Annotated in this window: 21 protein-coding genes and 1 tRNA gene; 5 read left to right on the top strand and 17 right to left on the bottom strand. The window is 67.2% G+C overall.

Annotated features, from left to right (window positions below; all coding sequences use genetic code 11):
- From HII28_RS13235 to HII28_RS13190, 10 genes are all read right to left on the bottom strand, one after another.
- A complete protein-coding gene (locus HII28_RS13235) occupies nt 1–1,542 on the bottom strand; it encodes a PrgI family protein (RefSeq protein WP_170025808.1) in 1,542 nt (513 codons plus the stop codon).
- Complete coding sequence (locus HII28_RS13230) at nt 1,542–2,570, bottom strand: hypothetical protein (protein ID WP_170025807.1); 1,029 nt, start codon at nt 2,568–2,570, stop codon at nt 1,542–1,544. Before HII28_RS13230 ends, HII28_RS13235 begins: the two co-directional genes overlap by 1 nt.
- Nucleotides 2,571–2,580: 10 nt before the next feature.
- Nucleotides 2,581–2,919, bottom strand: coding sequence for a hypothetical protein (locus HII28_RS13225; protein WP_170025806.1), 339 nt, complete (start codon nt 2,917–2,919; stop codon nt 2,581–2,583).
- Nucleotides 2,916–3,071 (bottom strand): hypothetical protein, encoded by a 156-nt coding sequence (locus tag HII28_RS13220; protein ID WP_170025805.1) that lies wholly within the window; start codon nt 3,069–3,071, stop codon nt 2,916–2,918. The genes HII28_RS13225 and HII28_RS13220 overlap by 4 nt, the downstream gene beginning before the upstream one ends.
- Nucleotides 3,072–3,075: 4 nt before the next feature.
- Entirely contained in the window at nt 3,076–3,726 is a 651-nt protein-coding gene (locus HII28_RS13215; protein ID WP_170025804.1) for a hypothetical protein, read from the bottom strand.
- A 68-nt stretch (nt 3,727–3,794) separates the two neighbouring features.
- Nucleotides 3,795–4,889 carry a hypothetical protein gene (locus HII28_RS13210; RefSeq protein WP_170025803.1) on the bottom strand — a complete coding sequence of 365 codons (1,095 nt, stop codon included), beginning with the start codon at nt 4,887–4,889 and terminating at the stop codon, nt 3,795–3,797.
- Nucleotides 4,886–5,626, bottom strand: coding sequence for a sigma-70 family RNA polymerase sigma factor (locus HII28_RS13205; protein WP_240977930.1), 741 nt, complete (start codon nt 5,624–5,626; stop codon nt 4,886–4,888). Before HII28_RS13205 ends, HII28_RS13210 begins: the two co-directional genes overlap by 4 nt.
- Nucleotides 5,627–5,631: 5 nt before the next feature.
- The gene (locus tag HII28_RS13200) at nt 5,632–6,291 is read right to left on the bottom strand and encodes a DUF2637 domain-containing protein (RefSeq protein WP_170025801.1); all 660 of its coding nucleotides are present in this window, start codon (nt 6,289–6,291) and stop codon (nt 5,632–5,634) included.
- Nucleotides 6,292–6,426: 135 nt separating this feature from the next.
- Nucleotides 6,427–6,522, bottom strand: a complete 96-nt coding sequence (locus HII28_RS13195) for a ribonucleotide-diphosphate reductase subunit beta (protein ID WP_170025800.1) — start codon at nt 6,520–6,522, stop codon at nt 6,427–6,429.
- Entirely contained in the window at nt 6,519–6,716 is a 198-nt protein-coding gene (locus HII28_RS13190) for a hypothetical protein (protein ID WP_170025799.1), read from the bottom strand. Before HII28_RS13190 ends, HII28_RS13195 begins: the two co-directional genes overlap by 4 nt.
- Nucleotides 6,717–6,820: 104 nt before the next feature.
- Here HII28_RS13190 and HII28_RS13185 point away from each other — a divergent pair, with 104 nt between their 5' ends.
- Both HII28_RS13185 and HII28_RS13180 read left to right on the top strand, forming a co-directional pair.
- Nucleotides 6,821–7,378 (top strand): helix-turn-helix transcriptional regulator, encoded by a 558-nt coding sequence (locus HII28_RS13185; protein ID WP_170025798.1) that lies wholly within the window; start codon nt 6,821–6,823, stop codon nt 7,376–7,378.
- A 45-nt stretch (nt 7,379–7,423) separates the two neighbouring features.
- Nucleotides 7,424–8,611, top strand: a complete 1,188-nt coding sequence (locus tag HII28_RS13180; RefSeq protein WP_170025797.1) for a site-specific integrase — start codon at nt 7,424–7,426, stop codon at nt 8,609–8,611.
- A gap of 2 nt (nt 8,612–8,613) precedes the next feature.
- Here the strand turns inward: HII28_RS13180 and HII28_RS13175 are convergent.
- From HII28_RS13175 to HII28_RS13165, 3 genes are all read right to left on the bottom strand, one after another.
- Nucleotides 8,614–8,698 (bottom strand) — tRNA-Ser (locus HII28_RS13175).
- Between the two features lie 83 nt (nt 8,699–8,781).
- Entirely contained in the window at nt 8,782–9,885 is a 1,104-nt protein-coding gene (locus tag HII28_RS13170) for a crosslink repair DNA glycosylase YcaQ family protein (protein WP_170025796.1), read from the bottom strand.
- Nucleotides 9,886–9,945: 60 nt separating this feature from the next.
- Entirely contained in the window at nt 9,946–10,542 is a 597-nt protein-coding gene (locus HII28_RS13165; protein WP_170025795.1) for a TetR family transcriptional regulator, read from the bottom strand.
- Nucleotides 10,543–10,697: 155 nt separating this feature from the next.
- Here HII28_RS13165 and HII28_RS13160 point away from each other — a divergent pair, with 155 nt between their 5' ends.
- Entirely contained in the window at nt 10,698–13,292 is a 2,595-nt protein-coding gene (locus HII28_RS13160; RefSeq protein WP_170025794.1) for a PEP/pyruvate-binding domain-containing protein, read from the top strand.
- Between the two features lie 125 nt (nt 13,293–13,417).
- Here the strand turns inward: HII28_RS13160 and HII28_RS13155 are convergent, their stop codons facing one another.
- Nucleotides 13,418–15,664 carry an LLM class flavin-dependent oxidoreductase gene (locus HII28_RS13155; RefSeq protein WP_170025793.1) on the bottom strand — a complete coding sequence of 749 codons (2,247 nt, stop codon included), beginning with the start codon at nt 15,662–15,664 and terminating at the stop codon, nt 13,418–13,420.
- 88 nt (nt 15,665–15,752) lie between these two features.
- Between HII28_RS13155 and HII28_RS13150 the strand changes: the two genes are divergently transcribed.
- Nucleotides 15,753–16,142 (top strand): helix-turn-helix domain-containing protein, encoded by a 390-nt coding sequence (locus HII28_RS13150; protein ID WP_170025792.1) that lies wholly within the window; start codon nt 15,753–15,755, stop codon nt 16,140–16,142.
- Nucleotides 16,143–16,185: 43 nt separating this feature from the next.
- Here HII28_RS13150 and HII28_RS13145 read toward each other — a convergent pair whose 3' ends face one another.
- The 3 genes from HII28_RS13145 to serS form a co-directional block, all read right to left on the bottom strand.
- A complete protein-coding gene (locus HII28_RS13145) occupies nt 16,186–17,013 on the bottom strand; it encodes a hypothetical protein (RefSeq protein WP_170025791.1) in 828 nt (275 codons plus the stop codon).
- 204 nt (nt 17,014–17,217) lie between these two features.
- A complete protein-coding gene (locus HII28_RS13140) occupies nt 17,218–18,102 on the bottom strand; it encodes an HAD family hydrolase (RefSeq protein WP_170025790.1) in 885 nt (294 codons plus the stop codon).
- Complete coding sequence (serS, locus tag HII28_RS13135; protein WP_170025789.1) at nt 18,099–19,367, bottom strand: serine--tRNA ligase; 1,269 nt, start codon at nt 19,365–19,367, stop codon at nt 18,099–18,101. Before serS ends, HII28_RS13140 begins: the two co-directional genes overlap by 4 nt.
- A 270-nt stretch (nt 19,368–19,637) precedes the next feature.
- On the opposite strand from serS, the gene HII28_RS13130 reads away from it, so the two are divergent.
- Nucleotides 19,638–20,729: a diacylglycerol kinase family protein gene (locus HII28_RS13130; RefSeq protein WP_170025788.1), complete on the top strand. Its 1,092-nt coding sequence runs from the start codon at nt 19,638–19,640 to the stop codon at nt 20,727–20,729.
- Nucleotides 20,730–20,731: the final 2 nt, after the last annotated feature.

Genomic DNA, 20,731 nt, shown 5'->3' with positions numbered 1-20,731 from the left:
TCAGTCTCCTTCCACGGGGACGGGCAGGGCGCTGGTGACGAACCCGGCCGCCTGCTGCCCGGCCATGGACGCGAGGACCAGCCGGGATGGGTGGGATGCCTGCTCGATCTCGGTGCGTCCGCGGGCGAGGGCGCCTTCGGTTTCGGCGGAGACGGTGATGAAGCCGCGGATCTTTACATCGCCGAACCCGTCGACGAGGTCTTCCTCCCTGGAGTTGAGGGCTTCGACCTCGCGGAGGTGGGCGAGGGTGACACGGGAGTGCAGGCGGAGACGGATCTCGGCAGAGGTTTCCATGTCGCTCTGCGCTCGGTTGACTTCGTTGAGTGCCTTGTGGATCGGTACTGGCCGCACCTGCAAAGTGATCACTCGGGTGGCGTCTCCGGCGTAGAGGAGTGGTTCCAGGAACCCGGTGCGGACGTCGGTGCGGGGCCATTCGGCGACCCAGAACGTCTGGTGCCAGGATTGGTCAACCCGAAGGTTGTTCCAGGTCTCGTCGATCCCCATCACCGGCTGGTTCGCCTCCGGCGCACGATGCTTGAGCGATTCGCGTTCGCGCCGATGCGCTGCGCTGACCGGGTCGCAGGCTGCGGCGAAGAGGTCGTCCAGGTCGGCTGCGGTGAGCCATCCGTGGAGCGAAACCCGGGCGCGCGCGAGAGCCGGTTCGAGTCCAGCGACGCGTTCTTTCAGCACGGCGGCGAGTCCGGTGAGGCCGCCTCCGCCGTCGCGGATGGCGGCGTTCAGGTTGGCGGTGGAGAAGGTCAGGGTGACGTAGTTGGTGAACCCCATGGACCCTTTCGCGGCCGCCGTGATCAGGTCGGTGTAGTCGTGCGCGAGCTCGTCGGACACGGCCAGGCTCTGCTGGTCGACGCGGGTGGCGAGGTATTCCTCGAGTTCGTTCGTGGAGGCCCGATCAACGCGGATCCGGCAGGTCGCTTCGACCAGACCCGGCATATTCTCCAGCGAGGCCAACCATTCAACGAAACCGTCATACGCAGCACGTTGCACTCCCTTGTCCCTTAATGACCAGGCGGATGAGCCGACTTGCAAGGTGATGGAGGCGAGGGTGCCGCGGGCGTTGTAGACGAACGCGCCGGCACCTGGAATCTGGATGATGTGAACATCGCCGAGCGCACCAGGGAGCAGGAAGCGGCTGATGGGTTCGGGGCGGATTGCTTCGAGGTGGGCTTTGCCGATGTCGAGGCTGGCGGTACTGACCCGCCACCACACGTCGCGACGGAACTGGGTCTGCTTCGTCGCTGCACGATAGATGTAGCGGCCTGCCTGCCAGATGATCTGCAGGATCGGTTCGCGGCGGTAGGTGGCGACGCCGAAGAAGAACACGATCGCCGCGATCGGGAGCATCACCCAGATGGCGTTCACATCCACGAACAGAGTGATCAGCAGCATGGCCACCACCGCCGCGATGACGACGAGCTGTCCGAGGGACAGGCCGAGGATGACACCGCGTCGCTCGCGCGCCGCGAACCGGACGCGCGGTGCGCCTTCTTCGGTGAGGATGCTGTCCGCGATGAGGGTGCTCATCAGTGGCCTCCTAGTTTCACCAGGGCGCGCATAGGCGCGCCCGCTGTATTGACGCGGGAGAACTGCTCCCGCATGGAGATGCGCCGGTGCAGCGCCGTGCCGACTTCCGCGCCTGCGAAGGACACCAGCCGCGTGGCCCACAGTGGTGAGAACGATGCTGCGATCACGGCGCCGGCCGCTACAAGAAGGACGCCGATGCTGTCGGCAGACCTGGTGAGCTGTATTGCAAGGAGGACGACTCCGGCGGCGAGTGGTTTGGCGAGGAGGAGGCCGGTGGTGAGGCTGGCCCACCGTTGTGCCCAGGCGCCGAGCTTGGGTTGACCGATCATCATCAGCGCCACCGGTGCCATGGCCGCCAAAGCGAGCAGGCCGAACTCACGTATTGACATCGCAATGAAAAGGAACAGGGTTGCGATCGTCATGATGGCGACGATGAAGAGCGCGAGGAAGTAGTTGCCGATCGCGTTCTGGTTGGCGGCACCCGATGTCACGAGTTGGTAAATGGGGCTGCCACGCATGAAGTCGGTGCCTTGCATGCCGGCGCTGACCGCCGATGAGGGGAGGTCAATGAGCCCGACAACGCGTAGCAATGCTTGCTGGATGCTTCCGCCTTGGGCTGCGGTGGTGAGGCTTTCTGTGACGTCGTCGGTGACGTTGGAGAACTGCTGCATGCCCCATACGCAGAGCGCGCTGAATGGGATGGCGACGGCGGCGCCGATCGCGGTGCGGCCGATGCGTTGCCAGTCCTGCAGGATCATGCCGACGGCGATCTGGAAGAGGGCGATGATCAGGATCACCGGCGAGGTGACGGCGACCCAGAACAGGAACTGGGAGTGGGCAACGTTCCAGCTGTTGGCGTCGATGTTGGTGTTGAACGCGCCGGCGATCATGGTGCCGATGAAGTCGCCAAGGTTGCGGATGATCGAGGCCATGAATCCGGCCACGGCTTGTGAGGCTTGGCATCCCCAATTGGCGACGAAGCAGCCGTAGTTGGGCTGCCATGGGTCGGAGGCTGCGGGAAGAAACATGGCCCCTCTCCTATGCAACCTTGAGTGAGGCGCCCCAGTTGATGAGGCCGGCGATGCCGCCTGCGACAGCGACTCCAGCGATGCAGCTGACGACGCCGACGATGCCCATCTTCTGGACTCGGTTGTTACTGGAGATGTGGCCGACGACGATGAACCCCGCTGCGATCAGGCCGCCGATGACGGCCAAGGTCAGGACGATAGCGAAGGTCACATTCGCGATCGACTGCAGAGCAGAGACCCCCGGCCCAGAGAAGTCAGGCGATGGGCTGGCAATGGTCAGGAAGCCGCCGAGTCTGGCGTCGACGCGAACCAGGGCTTCCTGGGTCGCCGTTGTGATGGTGCCGATCATGGCTCTTTCCTCTCGTGCAGATCCGGATCAACGGGTTCGTGGTCTTCGTCGTGTTCGAGTTGCGCGGCGTGCAGCCAGCCGACAAGGGCGATCCCGGCCACGCCCAGAAGAATTAATCCGAGGAGACCGACGACGGCAGCAGCGAAGGGCATGGCGTCACTCCTCACCCGCTCCGAGCAGTTTGAGAGCCGAGTCGGGGAGCTTGACCGCGATGTCCGTTGGCTCCCCTTCTGATGGGACATCGACGGTGACGTCGATGGTGTCGACGCCCTTCGGGATGTACCAGGCAGCGGCGAACGCGGTCGGCTTGTCGTTCTGGATCGACCAAGGCGCTTCACGGAATGCACCGGACGGCAACCAGGGCAGGTCCAGTGCCCTCGCCGCTGCGGGACCGTCCGTGGTGTCGAGTCGGGCGAGCTCGGGCCGCCCCTCGAACTTCGTCTTGTTGATGGTGGTGTCGGAGACGTCCTGTGTTGTCGCCGTTCCCTCGGACGGACCCCAGATGCCGGTAAGGGTGATCTTCAGCAGGACCACCGGGGTCCCAGCGGGGAAGAGCTCGTCCTCAGTGTCCGGTTTCAAGGTGCAACCGCATCCGCGTGACGCTTTGAATGCGTTGCCGGGGTAGATCGAAACCAGGACGGACTTCACGATCGCCTCTGCAATAGGGCGAGAGGGAGCGCTCGGATGCGTTGCAACGGGCACCGGGGTGAGCGTTGGCCGGGGTGTAGTGCCGGTCGCGGTGCAGGCAGCGAGGCCCAGTCCCGCCATGATCACGGTCGCGGCAAGCCACCAGTTCCGTCGATGCATGTTCGCTTCCTTTCGGAGTGCTTTCATTTGTTCTTCGTCGTGCGTGTCGTTTTTGGCGCGCACCCGTGTCACGGGACTTGGATGTGCTGGTGGTCGCCGGTGTCGGCGAATTGGAGGGTGAAGTTCTTCAGCCCGGTGATGGGGTCGCCGTTCGCGGCGCGGATGTTGGATTGGCCGAGTCCTGAGCCGTGGGGGACGTACGGGTCGATGAGGCGGATGAGTTGGATGGAGAGGTCGTCCTCGCCGGTGAGGGATTGGTGGTTGAGGGCGTAGAAGTCGACGGCCTTGCCTTGCCAGTGCGCTGAGCTGGTGCCGGCTCCTGGGGTTTCGCCGGTGCAGCGGCGGTTGAGGTCGGAGATGCCGACCTGTTGGAAGTTGTTGACGGCGATGACCATGACCTGGAGGACGTGCACGTCCAGGAGGCAGTTCGCGGTGGCGGTGCCGTCGGCCATGCTGATGACTTGCTGCTCGTACCGGCTTTCCAGGAACGTCAGCTTCCCGGCCGCGATCGCTGCGACGAGGAGTTTCGCGGCCGCGGCCGCATCGGCCGGGACCTGGCATGAGGCGGGTGTGGTGCCGGTGAGGGCCGCGATGACGTCGCCTGCCGGCTTGTAGAAGGCTGTGTAGTGGTTCGGGTCGGCGTTGACCTGGACGCGGTGTGCAAGCAACGACGGGTCCATGGCTTCCCAGCCTGGGATGGTGAGCATGCGGGTGTAGAACGCGGCGGCGGCTGTTGCGGGGTCGAGGCGTTGCGGTCGGGTGCCATAGGCGGCGCCTTGCTGGAAGACGCCGATGGTGGTGTTGTCGACCGCGTCACCGTGGTTGAGGTTCTGCAAGGAGGACTCGCCCATCGCTGTCATCACGGCGACCTGCTGTCCGTGCACGTCCACGCCCTGGGCGCGTCCAACCTGGATAATCGTGGCGGCGATTACCAACTGGTCGTGCCCGTATCCGTCCACCGTCTGGCTTGCGGCGACTGTGGCTGCTCCTCCGAGGCATGCGCCGGTGAACGCGGTGGCGGTGCTGGAGCCCATGGCCAGGACGACGCTGAACGGCAGCAGCGCTACCGCCAGCGGTACGAGCACGAGGGTTGCGGCAACGACAAGCAGCACCCAGCGGCCGGTTTTGGTCCCGGCCGCGAGGCTGACGGCGGTGCTGCTCACAGGATTGCCTGCCGGTCGAGGACGATCTGCGCGATCGTCAACAAGCGTTTCGTGATCGCGATCCGTGAGCGTGCCGATCCGGGATGGATGCCGAGCCGCTCGGCGAGCTCTGCACCCGAGTCGTCCAGGTGTTCTGCTGCTTCACGGAATCCGCCTGCAGGGGGAAGGCAGTTGATCAGGAGGCTGCCCGTGCGTGGCAGGTCGAGGTCGATCGCCGCCAGCGCTGCCCGGACCGTGTAGGTGACGTGGGAGACGTGGTCGCGGACGGTCCGCAGCCTTCTGGGTGTGATGTCGTGTCGGGCTGCGATCGTCTGAGTGTTGCCGCTCTCGAAAGCGAGATCCGTGATGATCTCCCACTCCTCGACCCCGACGAAGTCGGCGACGAGGCTGATCCACCTGTGCAGGTCGAAGCGGTGAACGAGTCCGGCGAGGATGTCCTCATCGGGCGGCGCTGGCAGCTCGTCGGGAAGTTCGTCGGTGCTGGTGTGGCGGCATTGGTAGCGGTGCACGATGTTGCGGGTGATACCGAACACGAACCTGCTCGGGTTGCCGAGGTCCGGATCGTAGGTGTCGGCTTTCCGCCACACCGTTTCGCGGACCTCTTGCAGCACCGCCTCAATGTCTCCGGGATGCGACGGTAGGTGGTGGGCGACGTAGCCGCGCAGGTCATCGACGATGAAAAGCAGGTCGTCGATAACGGGGCCGGTGGTGTTGTTCTCGACGGTTCCCCATGACATGGCGTTCACGCCCCTTCGACGGTGTCGGTCTGCTTCTGGAGTTGGTTCGGAAACTGCTCACGCAGCACCGCCAGACGGCGGCGCCCGGTACGCACGGACGTGCCGGCGAGGGAGGCGACGAGCTTCCCCGTCACCGGCTGACCCGACTTGCCGGCCGCCTGGATCGCGGCGACCAGCTGACGATCCGAACTCGGTGCCGCCGGACGTTTCGATGACGGCGCGGGTACTGCGGTGTGGCTGGTGTGGGCGTCGACCATCACCACCAGCAGGTGGGTTGCCACCAGCAGTGCGATCGCCGGGATCGAGGACACTGCCGTGGCCAGCGCGATCGGGATGTGCACGTCGGCGACTTGCGTCGCGTGCACGGCGTTGCCGATGACGCTGATCGCCGAGAAGAAGATCAGCGCAGTCCACGGATACCAGGTGACCCGCCTCGAGCGACCCTTCAACGCAAACGCGGCCGCGGTGGCGACGACGATGAACCCGTCTACGATCAGCGGCCAGAGGAACGCCAGCTGCCGATCAATCCCGGACAGTGCGGCCAGGTCGATCAGAGATGAGAACGAGAGAGTGAATCCGGCGCCGGCCAACAATGCCACAGCGGTGGCGGTGGACCAGAGAAGGATCCGACGGTTCGTGGTTACAGTGACCGGATCCTTAGCCATTCGGGGTCACCGCCTCCAGGCGGGCAGACACTGTCCGGCTGCGAATGGGACGCACTGAGCGGGAACCATCGATTCCGGACCGTATCCCCCGAACCGGGGTAGACAGCCAGGGCGCGCCGCTCAGTATTTGGATGTTCACTGGCACGACTCGCACTGCATCTCCTCTGCCGGATCCACTGGAACCAGGTAGCCGTCAACGAGCTCCGCCTCCGGTTCGGGTGCGGCGCTCATGCGATCGCCCCGGTCTTCGTGCGTGCGCTTGCCTCGATCCAGGCGAGCACTTCGTCGCGCCTGTAGAGCACGGTGCGTGGCGTCGGCTTGTAGAACCGGGGCCCGGCGCCGTGATAGCGCAGTTGCGCCAGCGCCCCGATCGAGATGCCGGTGATCTCTTCGACTTCTGCCGGCTGCATGTAATCCCCCAACATGACCTTCTCCCGTCGTTAAAACAGTGATCTAATGACATTGCTGTCATTTCGACGATAGAGCGTTACAGCTGGATTGACAAGTGTTTCGCGCGTATCCTGTCAAAATGGCGGATAGCGGCGATACGAATGGCATTGGGCAGCGGGTCAAGGCGCTGCGGCGAGAACGGGGCTTCAAATCGCCCCGAGACCTGGCTGCGGCGATCCCGGGCGGGAACGTGACAATGGCCGTGCTGGAGAACCTCGAGTCGGGCCGTAAGGCCGATGTGAGTGTGAGTCATTTGCTCAACATCGCGCGAGCGCTCCACGTGCCACCGAGCTATCTCCTCGCCTCAGTCGCAACACCCGATGCGAGCCTTGACCTGCCCAATCTTGGTGATGACTTCGCGGACATGACCGCTGGCGAATTCGACGCATGGTTCAGCGGGACACTGGGCGGCGACTACCGCTCGACTGACCCTTCGGAACGGGTCAGCCTGATGCAGCTCCAGGCGTATCGCACCTTGAGCCGACTCACCCGCGAGCTCGTCCGGCTCAGCGCGATCCAGGACAGCCGGCCCGACGCCGAACAGCCATCAGAGGACAGTCGACTGTCCGCGCTGCAAGCCGAGATCGCGGAGCTGACGGACTACCTAAAAAATGCAGGCTGGACGCTCAGCAGCTGACGACACGAGGAGCGGTCCCGGCTTTCGGCCTGAATGGAGGATCACATGGGGAGCATCCAGGCCTACGAGTCGGCAACCGGTCTCCGGTATCGGATTCAATACCGGGATGCCGATCACCGAGCCCGGACACATACCGGGTTCAAGACCCAGCGGGAGGCGAAGGACACACTGCGTCGACTCGAGATTGCTGTCACGGATGGGCAGCACGTCGAAGTCGCGAAATCCAGGACGACGATCGGTGAGCTCTCCGCGGCGTGGCTGCTCGCCAAAGAGCGCACGACAAAACCGTCGGCATACCGTGCGCTGGAATCGGCCTGGCGCATCCACGTGGCACCGAAATGGGCCGATCGCAGCGTCGCGACCGTGAAAGCCACGGAAGTTCGCGACTGGCTGGCAGCCCTCCGTCTTACCCGATCGGCCACCACGGTTCTACGGGTCCATGGTGTGCTCGCCGGCATCCTCGATGACGCCGTCGCAGACCGTCGCCTGCTGTCCAACCCGTCGCGGGACAAGCGCACAGTGACTCGGTCCTTGCCGAAGAAGCGGCGCACCCCGAATGTCTACCTCACCCACGCCCAGGTGGAACTTCTGGCCGGGTCCGCCCGCTATCCCACACTCGTCCGCTTCCTCGCCTATACGGGCCTGCGGTGGGGTGAAGCGACAGGCTTGCGAGTGCGGCACGTCGACACCCTTCGCCGCCGGGTCACAGTCGAGGAGAATGCGGTGCTGGTCAACACCACAGTGATCATCGGCACACCGAAGGACAACGAGACCAGGTCGGTGCCCTACCCGGCATTCTTGTCAACGCCACTTGCGCGGCTCTGCGAGGGCAAAGCCCGAGAAGACCTCCTCTTCGGCGACGGCAACTCGCACATGCGGATCCCCAAGTCCGGTGGTGGATGGTTCGAGAAGGCAGTCGAGCAAGCACAGTCAGTCGACCCGGCCTTCCCGAGGGTGACTCCTCACGACTTGCGGCACACCGCTGCAAGCCTGGCGATCAGCACCGGAGCGAACGTGAAGGCCATCCAACGCATGCTCGGCCATGCCTCCGCCGCGATGACCCTGGACGTGTACGCAGACCTCTTCGATGACGACCTCGACGCCGTTGCCGCGGCCCTCAATCAGGCCCACGACGACTCGATTGTCGTCAAATCTGTCGTCAAACTGTCGTCAAACGCATCTGGCGAGGGCCGCGATCCCAGTGTTTTCAAGGGATCCCGGCCAAACAACTGAAGCGGAGGGCGTGGGATTCGAACCCACGAGACATTTCTGCCCACTGGTTTTCAAGACCAGCTCCATCGGCCGCTCGGACAGCCCTCCAGCCGCCGAGTCTACCGGGAGCTCGATCATGAACGGCATGCACTGCTCCGGCGACTCGCGACGATCGCCGACGCGACCGCGGGCTACTCGAACGCGAGCCGCACCCTCAGCATCATCGCGAGGCTCTCGAGTTCCGTGCGCACGGCATCCGCGAGCTCCGGGTCGAACGGCTCGTCTTCGTAGACGCGGTGGATGCGCAGGACGGATGCCGCGGCATCCGTCGTCGCATCCACCTTGCCGACAAGTCGGTCGCCGTGCAGCACGGGAAGGGCGTAGAAGCCGAACCTGCGCTGCGCAGCGGGCTTGTACATACCCAGCTGGTAGTCGAACTCGAAGAGTTCGAGCATCCTCTTGCGATCGAAGACGAGACGGTCGAACGGCGACAGGATCGCCGTGCGTCCCTCGAACCCGCGGTCGAGCTGAGCCGGATCCACGCGCCAGGTGCCGCGGATCCCCTCCACCACGGCGGGCTCACCCACGTCGCCCACGTCCATCGGCTCGAACTGGGTCTGCGTCGTGCGGGACCTGGCGATGCCGAGGGATCGGAGGCGGCGCATGCGGACCTCGCGCTCGGCGGCGGCTTGCGGCACGACCGGATCGTCCGGGTAGATGCGCTCGGCGAGGTCCCAGCGCCGCTCACGGCCGACCCGCTCTGCGACCGCGACCTCGCCCTTCTGCTCCAGGAACTCGAGCATCATCGCCGAGTTGCGTCCGGTGTTCCATCCGCTCGACTGCCACGGGCGCACGCACGCGTCGTCGGGCAACTCACGCGAGGTCAGCGGGCCGCTGCGCGTCAGCCGGTCGAGCACATCGCGGCGAAGCGCGTCGTTGTCCGCGACCCAGGCGGCCTGTCCGCGTTCCCAGCCACCGGCATCCGCTCCAGGCCACGCCGCCATCGCGGCGCGGAACAGCGCGATGTCGTGTGCGGGCCGCATCATGCTGCGCAGCTCGGCGATGACATGCGTTGCCAATGCCCGCTGCAGATCCTCCTGCCGGTAGAGCCGGCCGAGACGGCTCCACAGCACGAGGTCGGCGCTGGGCGCGACCGCTGCGGTCGGCTCGTACTGCACGATCGTCAGCCTGCGGACCGTGTCGAGCAGATCGACCGGACGCGCAGCATCCAGCAGCTGGGCGCGCACGGCGATGCGGCGCGCCTCCTGCCTGGAGAGATGATGCGGCCCGGTCATCGCCGTCATCGTATTCGCCACCTCCGTCAGGCGGCCAGGTCCTCGTCGCGACGGACCCGCTCAGGACCGTCCGGAGAAGTACTGCTGCAGCGCTGCCCCCATCCACACGGCGATCTCATCGGCCGGCGCTGAGGCGAGGGGCTCCAGCCTCACGACGTAGCGCATCAGAGCGAGGCCGGTGAGCTGGGAGGCGATGAGGTCTGCGCGCAGCTCTGCGTCATCCCCCTGCAGCTGGTCGCGCAGCCGTGCGACGATCTCGCGTTCCATGAACTCCACGAACATGGACGCTGAGGCCGAATCGGTGGGCGCGGAGCGCATCAGCGCGAGGAGCGGCCCGACGCTCGCCTCCTGGTCCCAGATGGTGAGGAACTGGCGCACGATGCAATCGCCGAGGCCGTCCGTTCCGGTGTCGAGCTGCGCGGCCAGCCGCTCGGGAACGTTGGACGGAAGCTCCATCGCCACCGAGAACAGGCGCGCCTTCGTGTCGAAGAAGTAGTAGACCATCGACGGATCCACGCCGGCCGCCTCAGCGATGGTACGCACCGTCGTGCGGTCGTATCCGTGCTCGCCGAAGCACGTACGTGCGGCATCCAGGATGCGCTTGCGGCTTTCGTCTCCGGTGCGCCACCTGCCCCGCCGACTGCTCGTGTTCGTCATGGGGGAAGAATACTTCATCGCCTGTTGAACAAATGCGGCAACGCGGATATCGTGAAACTTCAACGACTGGTGAAGATTGTCTCGGCCCTCGGTAACGGAAGCCGGGGCCGGTTCCGGTGTCGGCAGAGGCGTCGAGACGCGACGAGGAGCATTCGATGGCGACATACACGACGTGGCTCGGCGAGGACTCCGCGGCGGCCGGCGACCCCGCGATCGTCGGAGGCAAGGGTTCGAACCTGAACGCCATGACCGTCGCCGGCTTCCCGGTGCCAGACGGCTTCGTCGTCACGACCGACGCCTACCACGAGGTCGTCGAGGCTGCCGGACTGGCGGACGCGTCTCCCGAGCGACTACGCACCGCCATCCCGTCCCTCCACCTGCCGTCCGACATCGCCGAGCGGATCCTGCACGCCTACGAACGGCTCGGATCCCCTGCGGTCGCGGTCCGCTCCTCCGGCACCGCAGAAGACCTCGCCGACGTCTCCTTCGCCGGGCAGCACGACACGTACCTCGACGTCGAGGGATCCGAGGGGGTGCTGCAGGCCGTGCTCGACTGCTGGGCGTCGCTATGGACCCCACGGGCCGTCGCCTACCGGCAGCGCATCGGATGGGACGACTCGTCACTGGCCCTCGCCGTCGTCGTGCAGCAGATGGTTCACGCGCAGTGGGCAGGCGTGTTGTTCACGGTCGACCCGATCACCGGACGCCGGGACCGCATGGTGCTCGAGGCAGTTGCCGGCGTCGGTGAGGCGTTGGTGTCGGGGGAGGTCACCGGCGAGCACGTCGAGCTCGACAAGGCGAGCGGGCGTGCGATGAGGGGCGATCGCGCGAGAGCCCGCACCGGCCGGGGTGCCGCAGGCGACGGATCCGGAGTGCCGCAGCCGGTGATCCGCGAGCTCGCCGAGCTCGGGCTCGAGGTGGAGCGCCGGTTCGGATCCCCGCAGGACATCGAGTGGACATATGCCGGCGGACGCTGCGCGTTGGTGCAGGCACGCCCGCTGACGGCGCTGCCGGATGAGCCGGTGACGGCGCGGGCATCCGCTCGGGGTGACGACATGGCCAGTGGTCGCTCCCGCCCAGCCCGTGAGTCCTCTCGTGGCACCAACCGACTCGGCATGTTCGCCGTCACGGCCGATCACATGCCGTATCCGCCGTTCCCGATGGACGTCTCGCTGATCTTCCGCCCCGCGTTCGGCGCACTGCTCGGCGGCATCCGCTCGGCGGGATTCTCCACGCCTCCGGTCCCTGACGTGCTCGTCGAGATCGACGCCGGCGTGGTGCAGATCCGACCGCCGCGCGTTCGTCCGACGTGGCGCGCGGTATGGCGCGTCCCTGCCCTGACGCCGACGCTCATCCGCCTGGTGCGAACGCGGACGGATGCCTGGCGAGCCAGGTCAGAGAGCACGCTCCTCCCCCTCGCGCGGCTTCGCGACAGCCAAGACCTCTCCGCACTCGGCGAGGTCCAACTGCTCGAGGCCGCGCAGGAGTTGATCCGCGCTGTCGGCGGCTTGATGCCGTCGCGGTTCGGTGCGCTCACCGGCGGGATGGCGGCCGAAGGCATCACGTCGTTGCTCGTCAGGGCTGCGGTGGGCCGCGAGCGAGCCGAGGGTTTGAACGCTGCGCTGATGTCCGAGGTGCCGTGCGTGCTGACCGACGAGAACGCGGATCTGGATCGCATCGCAACCCTCGTGCTCCGCTCGCCCGAGGCTCGAGCGGTGTATCTCGAAGTGGATTCCGACCACATCGCCGAGCGGCTCGGCGAGTCGGCGGCCGGACGGACGATCCTTGCGGAGGTCTCGGCTCACCTGCAGGCGTTCGGCTACCGCTCTCTGTCGATCTTCACGGTCGGACTTCCGCCGCTCCGCGACGTCCCCCAGGTGGTGCACGGCCTGATCGCCGGACTCGTGCGGAGGGATGACGCACCGACTGTCCAGCCAGGCAGTCGTTATGAACGCGCGCGGTCCGAGCTCGCCGCGCTCACCGGATACCGCGCACAGATGCTCCGGCCCCTCATCACGCGTCAACTCACCGCCGCGCGCAGCGGCGCCGGTTTCCGCGACGACAGTCAGTACGTGCTGGAGATCAGCCTGGCGGTGACCAGGCGGATCCTGCTCGAGCTCGGCCGCCGGCTGGCCGTGCGCGGGATCCTGTCCGACCCCGACGACATCGCCTATCTGGAGGCCGACGAGGTGGCTGAACTGGTGACTGCCGTCGCCTCCCAGGCTCATGACGATTCCCGTACGCCGCATCCCCGTGCCGATCGCGAACCGGCCCATCACGCCACGATCGGCGAACTGATCGCACGCCGCAAGGTCGCCCGGGCCGCAGCTCTCGATCACTACACGGTGGTACCCGCGGAGCTGTTCGAATCCGGGCGCAGCGACGGTCGTGTGTCCGGGATGCCGGCGAGCAGGGGTCGCGCGGTGGGACGCGTGCGCGTGATCCGCGACGAGTCGGAGTTCTCGACCCTCCAGGCGGGCGAGATCCTGGTGTGTCCGTTCACCAATCCGACCTGGACGCCGCTGTTCTCGCTGGCCGCAGCGGTCGTGGTCGACTCGGGAGGCGCGGCGTCGCACGCCGCGATCGTCGCGCGGGAGGTCGGAATCCCCGCCGTCATGGGCACGGTCAACGGAACTCGCGTACTCGCGGACGGACAGCGCGTGATCGTGGACGCGGACCGTGGTCTCGTCGTGCCGGTTGACGCGCCGGCCCGGACCGCGTCCCGCGTTGCGGAAGCCTCGACCGTCTGACGCGCGAGACCCGGGGACGTGGTCGGGTCGAGAAAGCGCACTCTCGGGCGGAGAAAAGCACACTCTCGGGCGGAGAAACGCGCACTCTCGGGCGGAGACACGCGCACGCTGGGGCTGGGGCGGCTTCAGCCGGCGAGTTCGCCGTCGGCGGCTTCGTCCGAATCCGCATCGGGCGCGACGCTGAAGTTGTCGCGGAAGAGGGCAGTCGGATCGACGCGCCGCTTGATGTCGCGGAGTCGCGCGAGGGTGGCCGGAGGGAACGCATCCGCCACGACCTCGGCGCCCTCGCGTGACTCGAAGCTGAGGTAGAGCCCGTCGAAGTGTTCGGCCAGCAGGTCCCATCCATCATCGAACCTGCTGCCGCGGCCGGTCGCGGTGATGGAGAAGCTGGCGGACCGGTGGGCGTAGGCCGTGGCATCCGCTGGTACGTCGGCAACGGCGCCGCCGACGGAGCGGATCTGGAACCACGGCGAGGCGCCAGACTGCACGAGCGCTGCACCTGCTGCGGCGACCGCCGCGTCAAGGTGCTCCACGAGCCCCGAGCGGAAGTGCGGCTCGCCCTGGCCGTCATGCGGGGCATCAGAGGCGTTCGCCACCACTGCCGCGTACGGCGCGAGCTGCACCTGCTGCCCGATCAGCGGACCGATCGCCGCGAACGGCTGAAGTCGCTCGATGATGGTGTCCGGATCGCTCGAGTCGACCACGCCGTACAGCTGACCGATCACCTCGCCCTGCTGCCTGGCGAGGATGAGGAAGAGCGTCGTGTCCCGTGGCGCAGCCTCCATCGCGTCGCCGAACCGCTGAAGGAACGCTGCCGTGTCGGATGCGTCGAACGCCAGCTGCGCCCAACCGACGTCGCCGACGGCATCCGCCTCGAATTCGAACGACGTCACGATGCCGACGTTGGCTCCCGCACCGCGAAGGGCCCAGAACAGGTCCGGATTCTCGGATGCGGATGCCTGCACCACCGATCCGTCGGCGAGAACCACCTGGGCGGCGACGAGGTGGTCGATCGTGAGGCCGTGCTGGCGGGAGAGGAATCCGATGCCGCCGGCCGTCGCAAGTCCTCCGACCCCGACGCCGCCGGAGTCGCCGCTGGACAGTGCCCAGCCGTGTGGCTCGAGCGCCTGCGCGACGTCGGCCCAGCGGGCGCCCGGTCCGATCCGCACCCGACGGGTCCCCTCGTCGAGCACCTCGATCTCGTTCAGAGCCTTCAGGTCGATGACGATGCCGCCGTCGTTCGTGCTGCGGCCGCTCAGACCGTGGCCGCCGCTGCGAATGCCGAGCGGGAGGTCGGGATGACGGCGGGCGAAGCGCACGGCATCCGCCACCTCGCCGACCGAACCGGGGCGCAGCACGAGTCCGGGCCTGCCGGCACGGGCGTACGTCGACTTGACGCTGCCGTAACCGAAGTCGCCAGGCTCGACGGCCGTGCGACGCAGCGACTCGGGGATCTCGTCGTACGCGATGCCCGTCCGACGCGCGTTCAGCGAGGCCGCGCTGCGGCCGGTCCCTGTCGCCGTGCCGCGGTGCGCACGCTCCGTGGCGACGGCCCCTCGAACGGCAGGAATCACATCCTCGGCGAAGTGCTGCATGCCCCGCGGATCGTCGCCGGCGAGGATGAACGTGCTCACGCCGTCCTCGAGCGCGAACGCGACGAGCTGCTCGACGGACACGTCACCGCCGATGTTCAGCATGCGGCGCACCTCATCGGGGCGACGTCCGGCATCCGCTGCGGCGTCGTCGATCCGGGCGTTGCCCGCCTGCAGATCGCCGGGCTTCAGGTAGCCGAGCGACGGCAGCCATCCGTCGGCCTTGCGGCCGGTGAGACGCAGCATGCGCGGCTTCAGGGCGCCGATCCAGATCGGGATGTCGTGCGCAGGAGCCGGCCCTCGCCGGGCTCCGTTCACCGGGTAGTACTCGCCGCCGCGGAAGTGCTCTCGGTTGCCGGCATCCCACGTGCCCCTGATGACGTCGATCGCCTCGTCCAATTGGTCGACGGCCTGCCCCGGCGTGAGGCGCCGTCCGCCCATGGCCGCGATCGGATCCCAGAACCCGCCTGCACCCAGCCCGAGGTCGAACCGGCCGCCGGAGAGAAGGTCGAGCGATGCCGCCGCCCGCGCCAGCACCGGTGCGGGCCGCAGCGGCAGGTTGAGCACGTTCGGGGCGAGGTGGATGCGCGTGGTCGCAGCAGCCGCATACGACAGCAGCGTCCAGGTGTCGAGGAACGCGGCCTGATACGGATGATCCTGGAACGTCACCAGGTCGAACCCCAGCTCCTCGCTCAGCTGAGCGAGCTTCACCGGCTGCTGCGGGCTGGAGTTGATCGGGGTGACGAATGTGCCGAACCGAATCGGATGGCCGTAGTCCATGGCGCTCTCCCTCGGCACTAGCAGAAAACTAGCGCTTGTAGAATGCTAGCACTCGTTTTATCCGAGTGCATTGGGCTAAACTCGCTCCATGCCTCCCACCGCACAGCACGCACCCGAGCGGCTCTCCACCGCGAACGGTGCGCCAGAGCAGTTGCACGCGTCGTGCGACGAGGGAGTGGTGCGCGCCTTCGAGTTGCTCGGCAAGCGTTGGAACGGCGTGATCCTGAGGGTGCTCCGCGACGGCCCGCTGAAGTTCTCCGAGCTGCGGCGCGCGGTGGGATCCATCACGGACTCGGTGCTCACCGATCGCCTGGCCGAACTGGTCGAGCGAGGCGTTGTGGCACGCACCGAGACGGATGCCCGCCCGCCGCTGATCACCTACCAGCTGACGCCAAGCGGCATCCGCTTGCAGCCCATCATCGACGAGCTCGCAACGTGGGCGTTGCAGAACGACGTCGACCGCGTCCCGGCTCCCTGAACGCACGGACTGGCGACCAGGCTCCGGGAGCCGGCAGCTCGACCTACCAGTCGGATCCCGGCGCCGCCACGATCGGAACGTCGACCGAATGCCAGATCGCGCCGTAGTCGTAGTGCCCGCCGGCCCACGGTGAATCGATGATCGCCTGCACACTCGTCGCAACGGGTGCGTTCGAATCGAAGGCCTGAGCGATGCCGGAGAAGAGGTCCCTGCGCAACTGCTGGGCGACATAGCCGGCAGCGATCGTGAGATTGTCGTAGCTGCCGAATCCGGCGCCGCCGCCCGACCCGAGCCCGTTGTTCAGCGGGTTGTTGCGCAGCCACCAGCTGTGCGGATCGTTCTCCGAGTCCATCCACTGCAGCATGACCGTGAGGTTGTTCGGGGTGACGGGGAACTTGCCGTCCTGCAGCACGAGTGCCGCCCAGTCCACGTTCGTCGTGCCGCCGACCGTGATGGCCGCCGACCCATCGGGGCGCGTGAATCCGGCCGAGCCGTACTTCGGCTGATCCACCGTCTGGCTCGAGACTCCGCCCGAAACGTGCAGCGTCTGCGTGCTGGCCAGCAGCTGGTCGGCGTAGATGGTTCCGTTCGGCGTTGTCGCGGCGTTCGCGGGTATGGCGACCATGGCGCTACCGGCGAGGAACACTGCTGCGGCTGCTGCGGCCGTCACTCGGCCTGGCGAGCGCCACTTCTTCGGCGCAGCACGGTGCGAAGCCTTGGCCCGCGGCGCAGCGGACGGCCGAGCGGATGCCGAGCCCCAGCCCGCCTGCGGGTTCGGCGAATGCTGCGGGTTGGTGCGCCGGCTCGCTTGCGCACTCTCCTGCGCAGCCCACGCCTCACGCGCGGCGCGTCGTGTCGGGTAAGAAGTCATCGTCTCCGGATACCGCGGAGCACATCGGGCGTGCTGCCGCGTTCGATTCGGGCTGGAACAGCTCTCGAGGATCCGGAGCGTTCAACATTCGAGGGTAACAGCCGTCCCCGCGCGGGGGCCAGACCCACCGTCTGAGCGATCCCGCAGCGAGTCCGACACCAGCCAACGCGCGCGCGCGAACGGTCAGCCGACGGGCGCGAGCACTCAGCCGACGGGCGCGAGCACCTCGAGCAGCACGTCGGCGAGCCCGTCCTCCTCGACCGATCCGGTCACCTCGCCCGCCGCCGCCTTGACCTCGTCAGGGGCCTGTCCCATCGCGACGGCGCGGCCGCCGACGGATCGGGCGTACTCGAACATCTCGATGTCGTTGCGTCCGTCGCCGACGACGAGCAGCGATTCCCCGGGGATCCCGAGCAGTTCGCGCACCCTCGCCACCGCGCTGCCCTTGCTGACGCCGTCCGGCGCGATGTCGAGCCACGCAGCCCAGCCGACCGCGTACGTCACCCTGTGCAGACCCATCTGCTCGACGATCCCGAGGAACTCCTCGGCGTCGTGCGACGGCGACACCACAACGACACGGCTCGCCGGCTCGACCGCCAACTCCTCGAACGGCACAGGTGCCGCCTCGCCGAGCTGCCAGCCGGACGAATCCATTCCCTCCGTGTGAACGCGCGTTCCGTCCGCCTTCTCGACCATGTACCCGCCCTCCGGCAGGAACGGACGCACGAGCTCGAGCACGGGTCGGGCGTCGAACGTCTCGACATACGCGCGGCGGTATCCGTCGTCCACGGTGTCGTCGCGCTGCATGATGACCGCGCCGTTGGAGCACACCACGTACTCGGGGTGGATGCCGAACAGCGGCAGCTGATCGCGCGCCGTCCCCCAGCTGCGTCCGGTGGCGAGCGTGACGTTGTGACCGGCGTCGGCGGCGCGGCCGACGGCATCCTTCACCGCGTCGGAGACGGATCCGTCCTCGTGCAGCAGCGTGCCGTCGACGTCGAGGGCGATGAGCAGGCGACGGGATGCCGGTGCCTCGGTCTCGAGGTCACGCGATGCCGCGTCATCCGCCACGTAGTCCGAAGCCGTCATGACGCGACCGGCGTCAGCACGTCGAGACCGCCGAGGTATGGGCGCAGCGGCTCCGGGACCACCACGGATCCGTCTGCACGCTGGTGCGTCTCCAGCAGCGCGACGATCCAGCGAGTGGTCGCGAGCGTGCCGTTGAGGGTGGCGACCGGCGCCGTCTTGCCGCTCTCGGTGCGGTACCGGGTCTGCAGGCGTCGCGCCTGGAACGTCGTGCAGTTCGACGTGGAGGTGAGTTCGCGGTAGCGGCCCTGCGTCGGCACCCAGGCCTCGACGTCGTACTTGCGGGCGGCGCTGGATCCGAGATCACCCGCTGCCGTATCGATCACTCTGTACGCCAGGCCCAGCGACTGCAGGATCTCCTCCTGCCAGCCGAGCAGGCGGGCGTGCTCGTTCTCGGCATCCTCCGGCAGCGTGTAGACGAACATCTCCAGCTTGTTGAACTGGTGCACCCGGATGATGCCCCGCGTGTCCTTGCCACCGGAGCCCGCCTCGCGCCGGTAGCACGTCGACCATCCTGCGTAGCGGAGCGGACCCTTCGCGAGGTCGACGATCTCATCGGAATGGTATCCGGCGAGCGCGACCTCGCTCGTGCCGGTGAGAAAGAGGTCGTCACTTCCCAGGTGGTACACCTCGTCGGCGTGAGCGCCGAGGAATCCGGTGCCCTGCATGATCTCGGGCTTGACGAGCGTAGGGGTGATCATCGGCGTGAAGCCGTTGGCGAGCGCCTTGTCGAGCGCGTAGCTCATCAGTGCGATCTCGAGACGCGCGCCGACGCCCTTGAGGAAGTAGAAGCGGGCACCGCTCACCTTGGCTCCGCGCGCCATGTCGATGGCATCCAGCTTCTCGCCGAGCTCGAGGTGGTCGAGCGGCTCGAAGTCGAACGTCGGAATCGTGCCCACTTCGCGCAGCGTGACGAAGTCGTCCTCGCCGCCCGCCGGCACACCGTCGACGATCACGTTGCCGATGCGTCGCACAGCGGCGTCGAATCGTTCGTCTGCTCCGCCGGCAGCGGCCTGCGCTTCCTTCACCTGTGCCGCGAGCTGCTGCGCCCGCGCGACGAGTTCCTTCTTCTCCTCTTTCGGAGCGGATGCCACGCGCTTGCCGAACGCATTCTGCTCGGCCCTCAACGACTCGAAGTCCGTGATCGCGGCGCGACGCTCCGCGTCCGCGGCCAGTGCGGCATCCACCGTGTCCGGAGACTCGCCTCTCGCCTCTTGCGAACGCCTGATGAGGTCGGGGTTTTCGCGCAGGAGTACGGGATCGATCACCGCTCAAGTCTATTCAGGTCTCTGGGCGCTCACGCGAGCCGGAGGACGCACCCGCACCCGCCGCTCTGCAGTCACGAGCCGCCTCCGACTCGCCCCGCCAGCGTCCGCTCGCCCCGATCTCGCACGCGATCGACGACGGGTCGACAGCGGTCGGCCGAGCGGACTCCATGAGCTCGTCATGACGGACCGTTGGAAGGCTCGACTCCGCGGATCGGATGATTCCTCACCTGGGGTGCCGTCATCCAGGTCACCTCTGGTTACGGTGGGCGTGTGAGCGATTCCCTCGCATCCGCAGAGCCTGCATCGTCCGGCGGGGCCGAGGCGACCTCGTCCGGAAAGCCTCGGACCACCGGATACGACGCACGACCGCGCCGCCTCGCCGTCGTCTACAACCCGACGAAGGCCGATGGGCTCGTGCTGCGCTCCGCGGTGCATGACGCGCTGAAGCAGGCGCGGAAGGCGGCATCCGCTGCCGAGGATCCCGGATGGGACGATCCGGTCTGGCTCGAGACGACCGTCGATGACGCCGGGCAAGGACTCTCTCGTCGCGCGGTCGAGGAGGGCGCCGATCTCGTGCTCGCCGCCGGAGGCGACGGGACCGTGCGCGCGGTTGCGGCCGGCCTGCGCGAGACAGGGGTGCCGCTGGGCATCGTTCCTCTCGGCACGGGCAATCTCCTCGCGCGCAACCTGGCGATTCCGCTCGGCGATGTCAGGGCCAGCGTGCAACTCGCGCTCGAAGGCGCCGACAAGGCCATCGACGTCGGTGTGGCCGAGCTGACCAGGGAGAACGGCGCGTCCAGCGACCATGTGTTCCTCGTGATGGCCGGAATCGGCATCGACGCCGCGATGATCGAGAACACGAACCCGCAGCTGAAGAAGAAGGTCGGGTGGCTGGCATACGTCGACGGCGGCCTGCGCTCCCTGAGCTCGCGCAAGTTCGCCATCCACTACCAGCTGCAGGGACACGGACGGCACTCGGCGCATGTGAACAGCATCCTTGCCGGGAACTGCGGCGTGCTGCCCGGCAACATCGAACTGATGCCGGAAGCCGCTCTCGACGACGGCGAACTCGACATCGCCCTCCTCCAGCCGCGAACCGTCTTCGGCTGGCTTCTCATCTGGCGCACCGTCACCTGGGAGAACCGGGTGCTGCGGCGCACGGCGCTCGGCCGCAAGATCATCGGCTTCACGACCTCTGACAGGAAGCGCACGGTGAGCTACCTGCGGGGTGGTTCGCTGCACGTCGAGGTCGAGAACCCGGAGCCCATCGAGCTCGACGGCGACGGATTCGGCACTGTCACCGGCGCACACTTCTGGGCGGATGCCGGTGCTCTCGTCGTGCGCGTCCCCCACGACGCGTAGAC

It is taken from the genome of Planctomonas sp. JC2975 (assembly GCF_012985205.1).
Classification (GTDB): domain Bacteria; phylum Actinomycetota; class Actinomycetes; order Actinomycetales; family Microbacteriaceae; genus Humibacter.
Note: the sequence above shows the minus strand (reverse complement) of the source record. Positions and strands in the feature narration are given on the sequence as shown.

What these genes read in the sequence shown, in the direction of transcription:
- HII28_RS13170 (WP_170025796.1), bottom strand. Translation starts at nt 9,885, where the DNA reads ATGACCGGGCCGCATCATCTCTCCAGGCAGGAGGCGCGCCGCATCGCC.
- HII28_RS13145 (WP_170025791.1), bottom strand. Translation starts at nt 17,013, where the DNA reads ATGACTTCTTACCCGACACGACGCGCCGCGCGTGAGGCGTGGGCTGCG.
- HII28_RS13215 (WP_170025804.1), bottom strand. Translation starts at nt 3,726, where the DNA reads ATGCATCGACGGAACTGGTGGCTTGCCGCGACCGTGATCATGGCGGGA.
- HII28_RS13220 (WP_170025805.1), bottom strand. Translation starts at nt 3,071, where the DNA reads ATGCCCTTCGCTGCTGCCGTCGTCGGTCTCCTCGGATTAATTCTTCTG.
- HII28_RS13160 (WP_170025794.1), top strand. Translation starts at nt 10,698, where the DNA reads ATGGCGACATACACGACGTGGCTCGGCGAGGACTCCGCGGCGGCCGGC.
- HII28_RS13200 (WP_170025801.1), bottom strand. Translation starts at nt 6,291, where the DNA reads ATGGCTAAGGATCCGGTCACTGTAACCACGAACCGTCGGATCCTTCTC.
- HII28_RS13190 (WP_170025799.1), bottom strand. Translation starts at nt 6,716, where the DNA reads ATGTTGGGGGATTACATGCAGCCGGCAGAAGTCGAAGAGATCACCGGC.
- HII28_RS13230 (WP_170025807.1), bottom strand. Translation starts at nt 2,570, where the DNA reads ATGTTTCTTCCCGCAGCCTCCGACCCATGGCAGCCCAACTACGGCTGC.
- HII28_RS13235 (WP_170025808.1), bottom strand. Translation starts at nt 1,542, where the DNA reads ATGAGCACCCTCATCGCGGACAGCATCCTCACCGAAGAAGGCGCACCG.
- HII28_RS13185 (WP_170025798.1), top strand. Translation starts at nt 6,821, where the DNA reads ATGGCGGATAGCGGCGATACGAATGGCATTGGGCAGCGGGTCAAGGCG.
- HII28_RS13150 (WP_170025792.1), top strand. Translation starts at nt 15,753, where the DNA reads ATGCCTCCCACCGCACAGCACGCACCCGAGCGGCTCTCCACCGCGAAC.
- HII28_RS13195 (WP_170025800.1), bottom strand. Translation starts at nt 6,522, where the DNA reads ATGAGCGCCGCACCCGAACCGGAGGCGGAGCTCGTTGACGGCTACCTG.
- HII28_RS13165 (WP_170025795.1), bottom strand. Translation starts at nt 10,542, where the DNA reads ATGACGAACACGAGCAGTCGGCGGGGCAGGTGGCGCACCGGAGACGAA.
- HII28_RS13180 (WP_170025797.1), top strand. Translation starts at nt 7,424, where the DNA reads ATGGGGAGCATCCAGGCCTACGAGTCGGCAACCGGTCTCCGGTATCGG.
- HII28_RS13155 (WP_170025793.1), bottom strand. Translation starts at nt 15,664, where the DNA reads ATGGACTACGGCCATCCGATTCGGTTCGGCACATTCGTCACCCCGATC.
- HII28_RS13205 (WP_240977930.1), bottom strand. Translation starts at nt 5,626, where the DNA reads ATGTCATGGGGAACCGTCGAGAACAACACCACCGGCCCCGTTATCGAC.
- HII28_RS13225 (WP_170025806.1), bottom strand. Translation starts at nt 2,919, where the DNA reads ATGATCGGCACCATCACAACGGCGACCCAGGAAGCCCTGGTTCGCGTC.
- HII28_RS13140 (WP_170025790.1), bottom strand. Translation starts at nt 18,102, where the DNA reads ATGACGGCTTCGGACTACGTGGCGGATGACGCGGCATCGCGTGACCTC.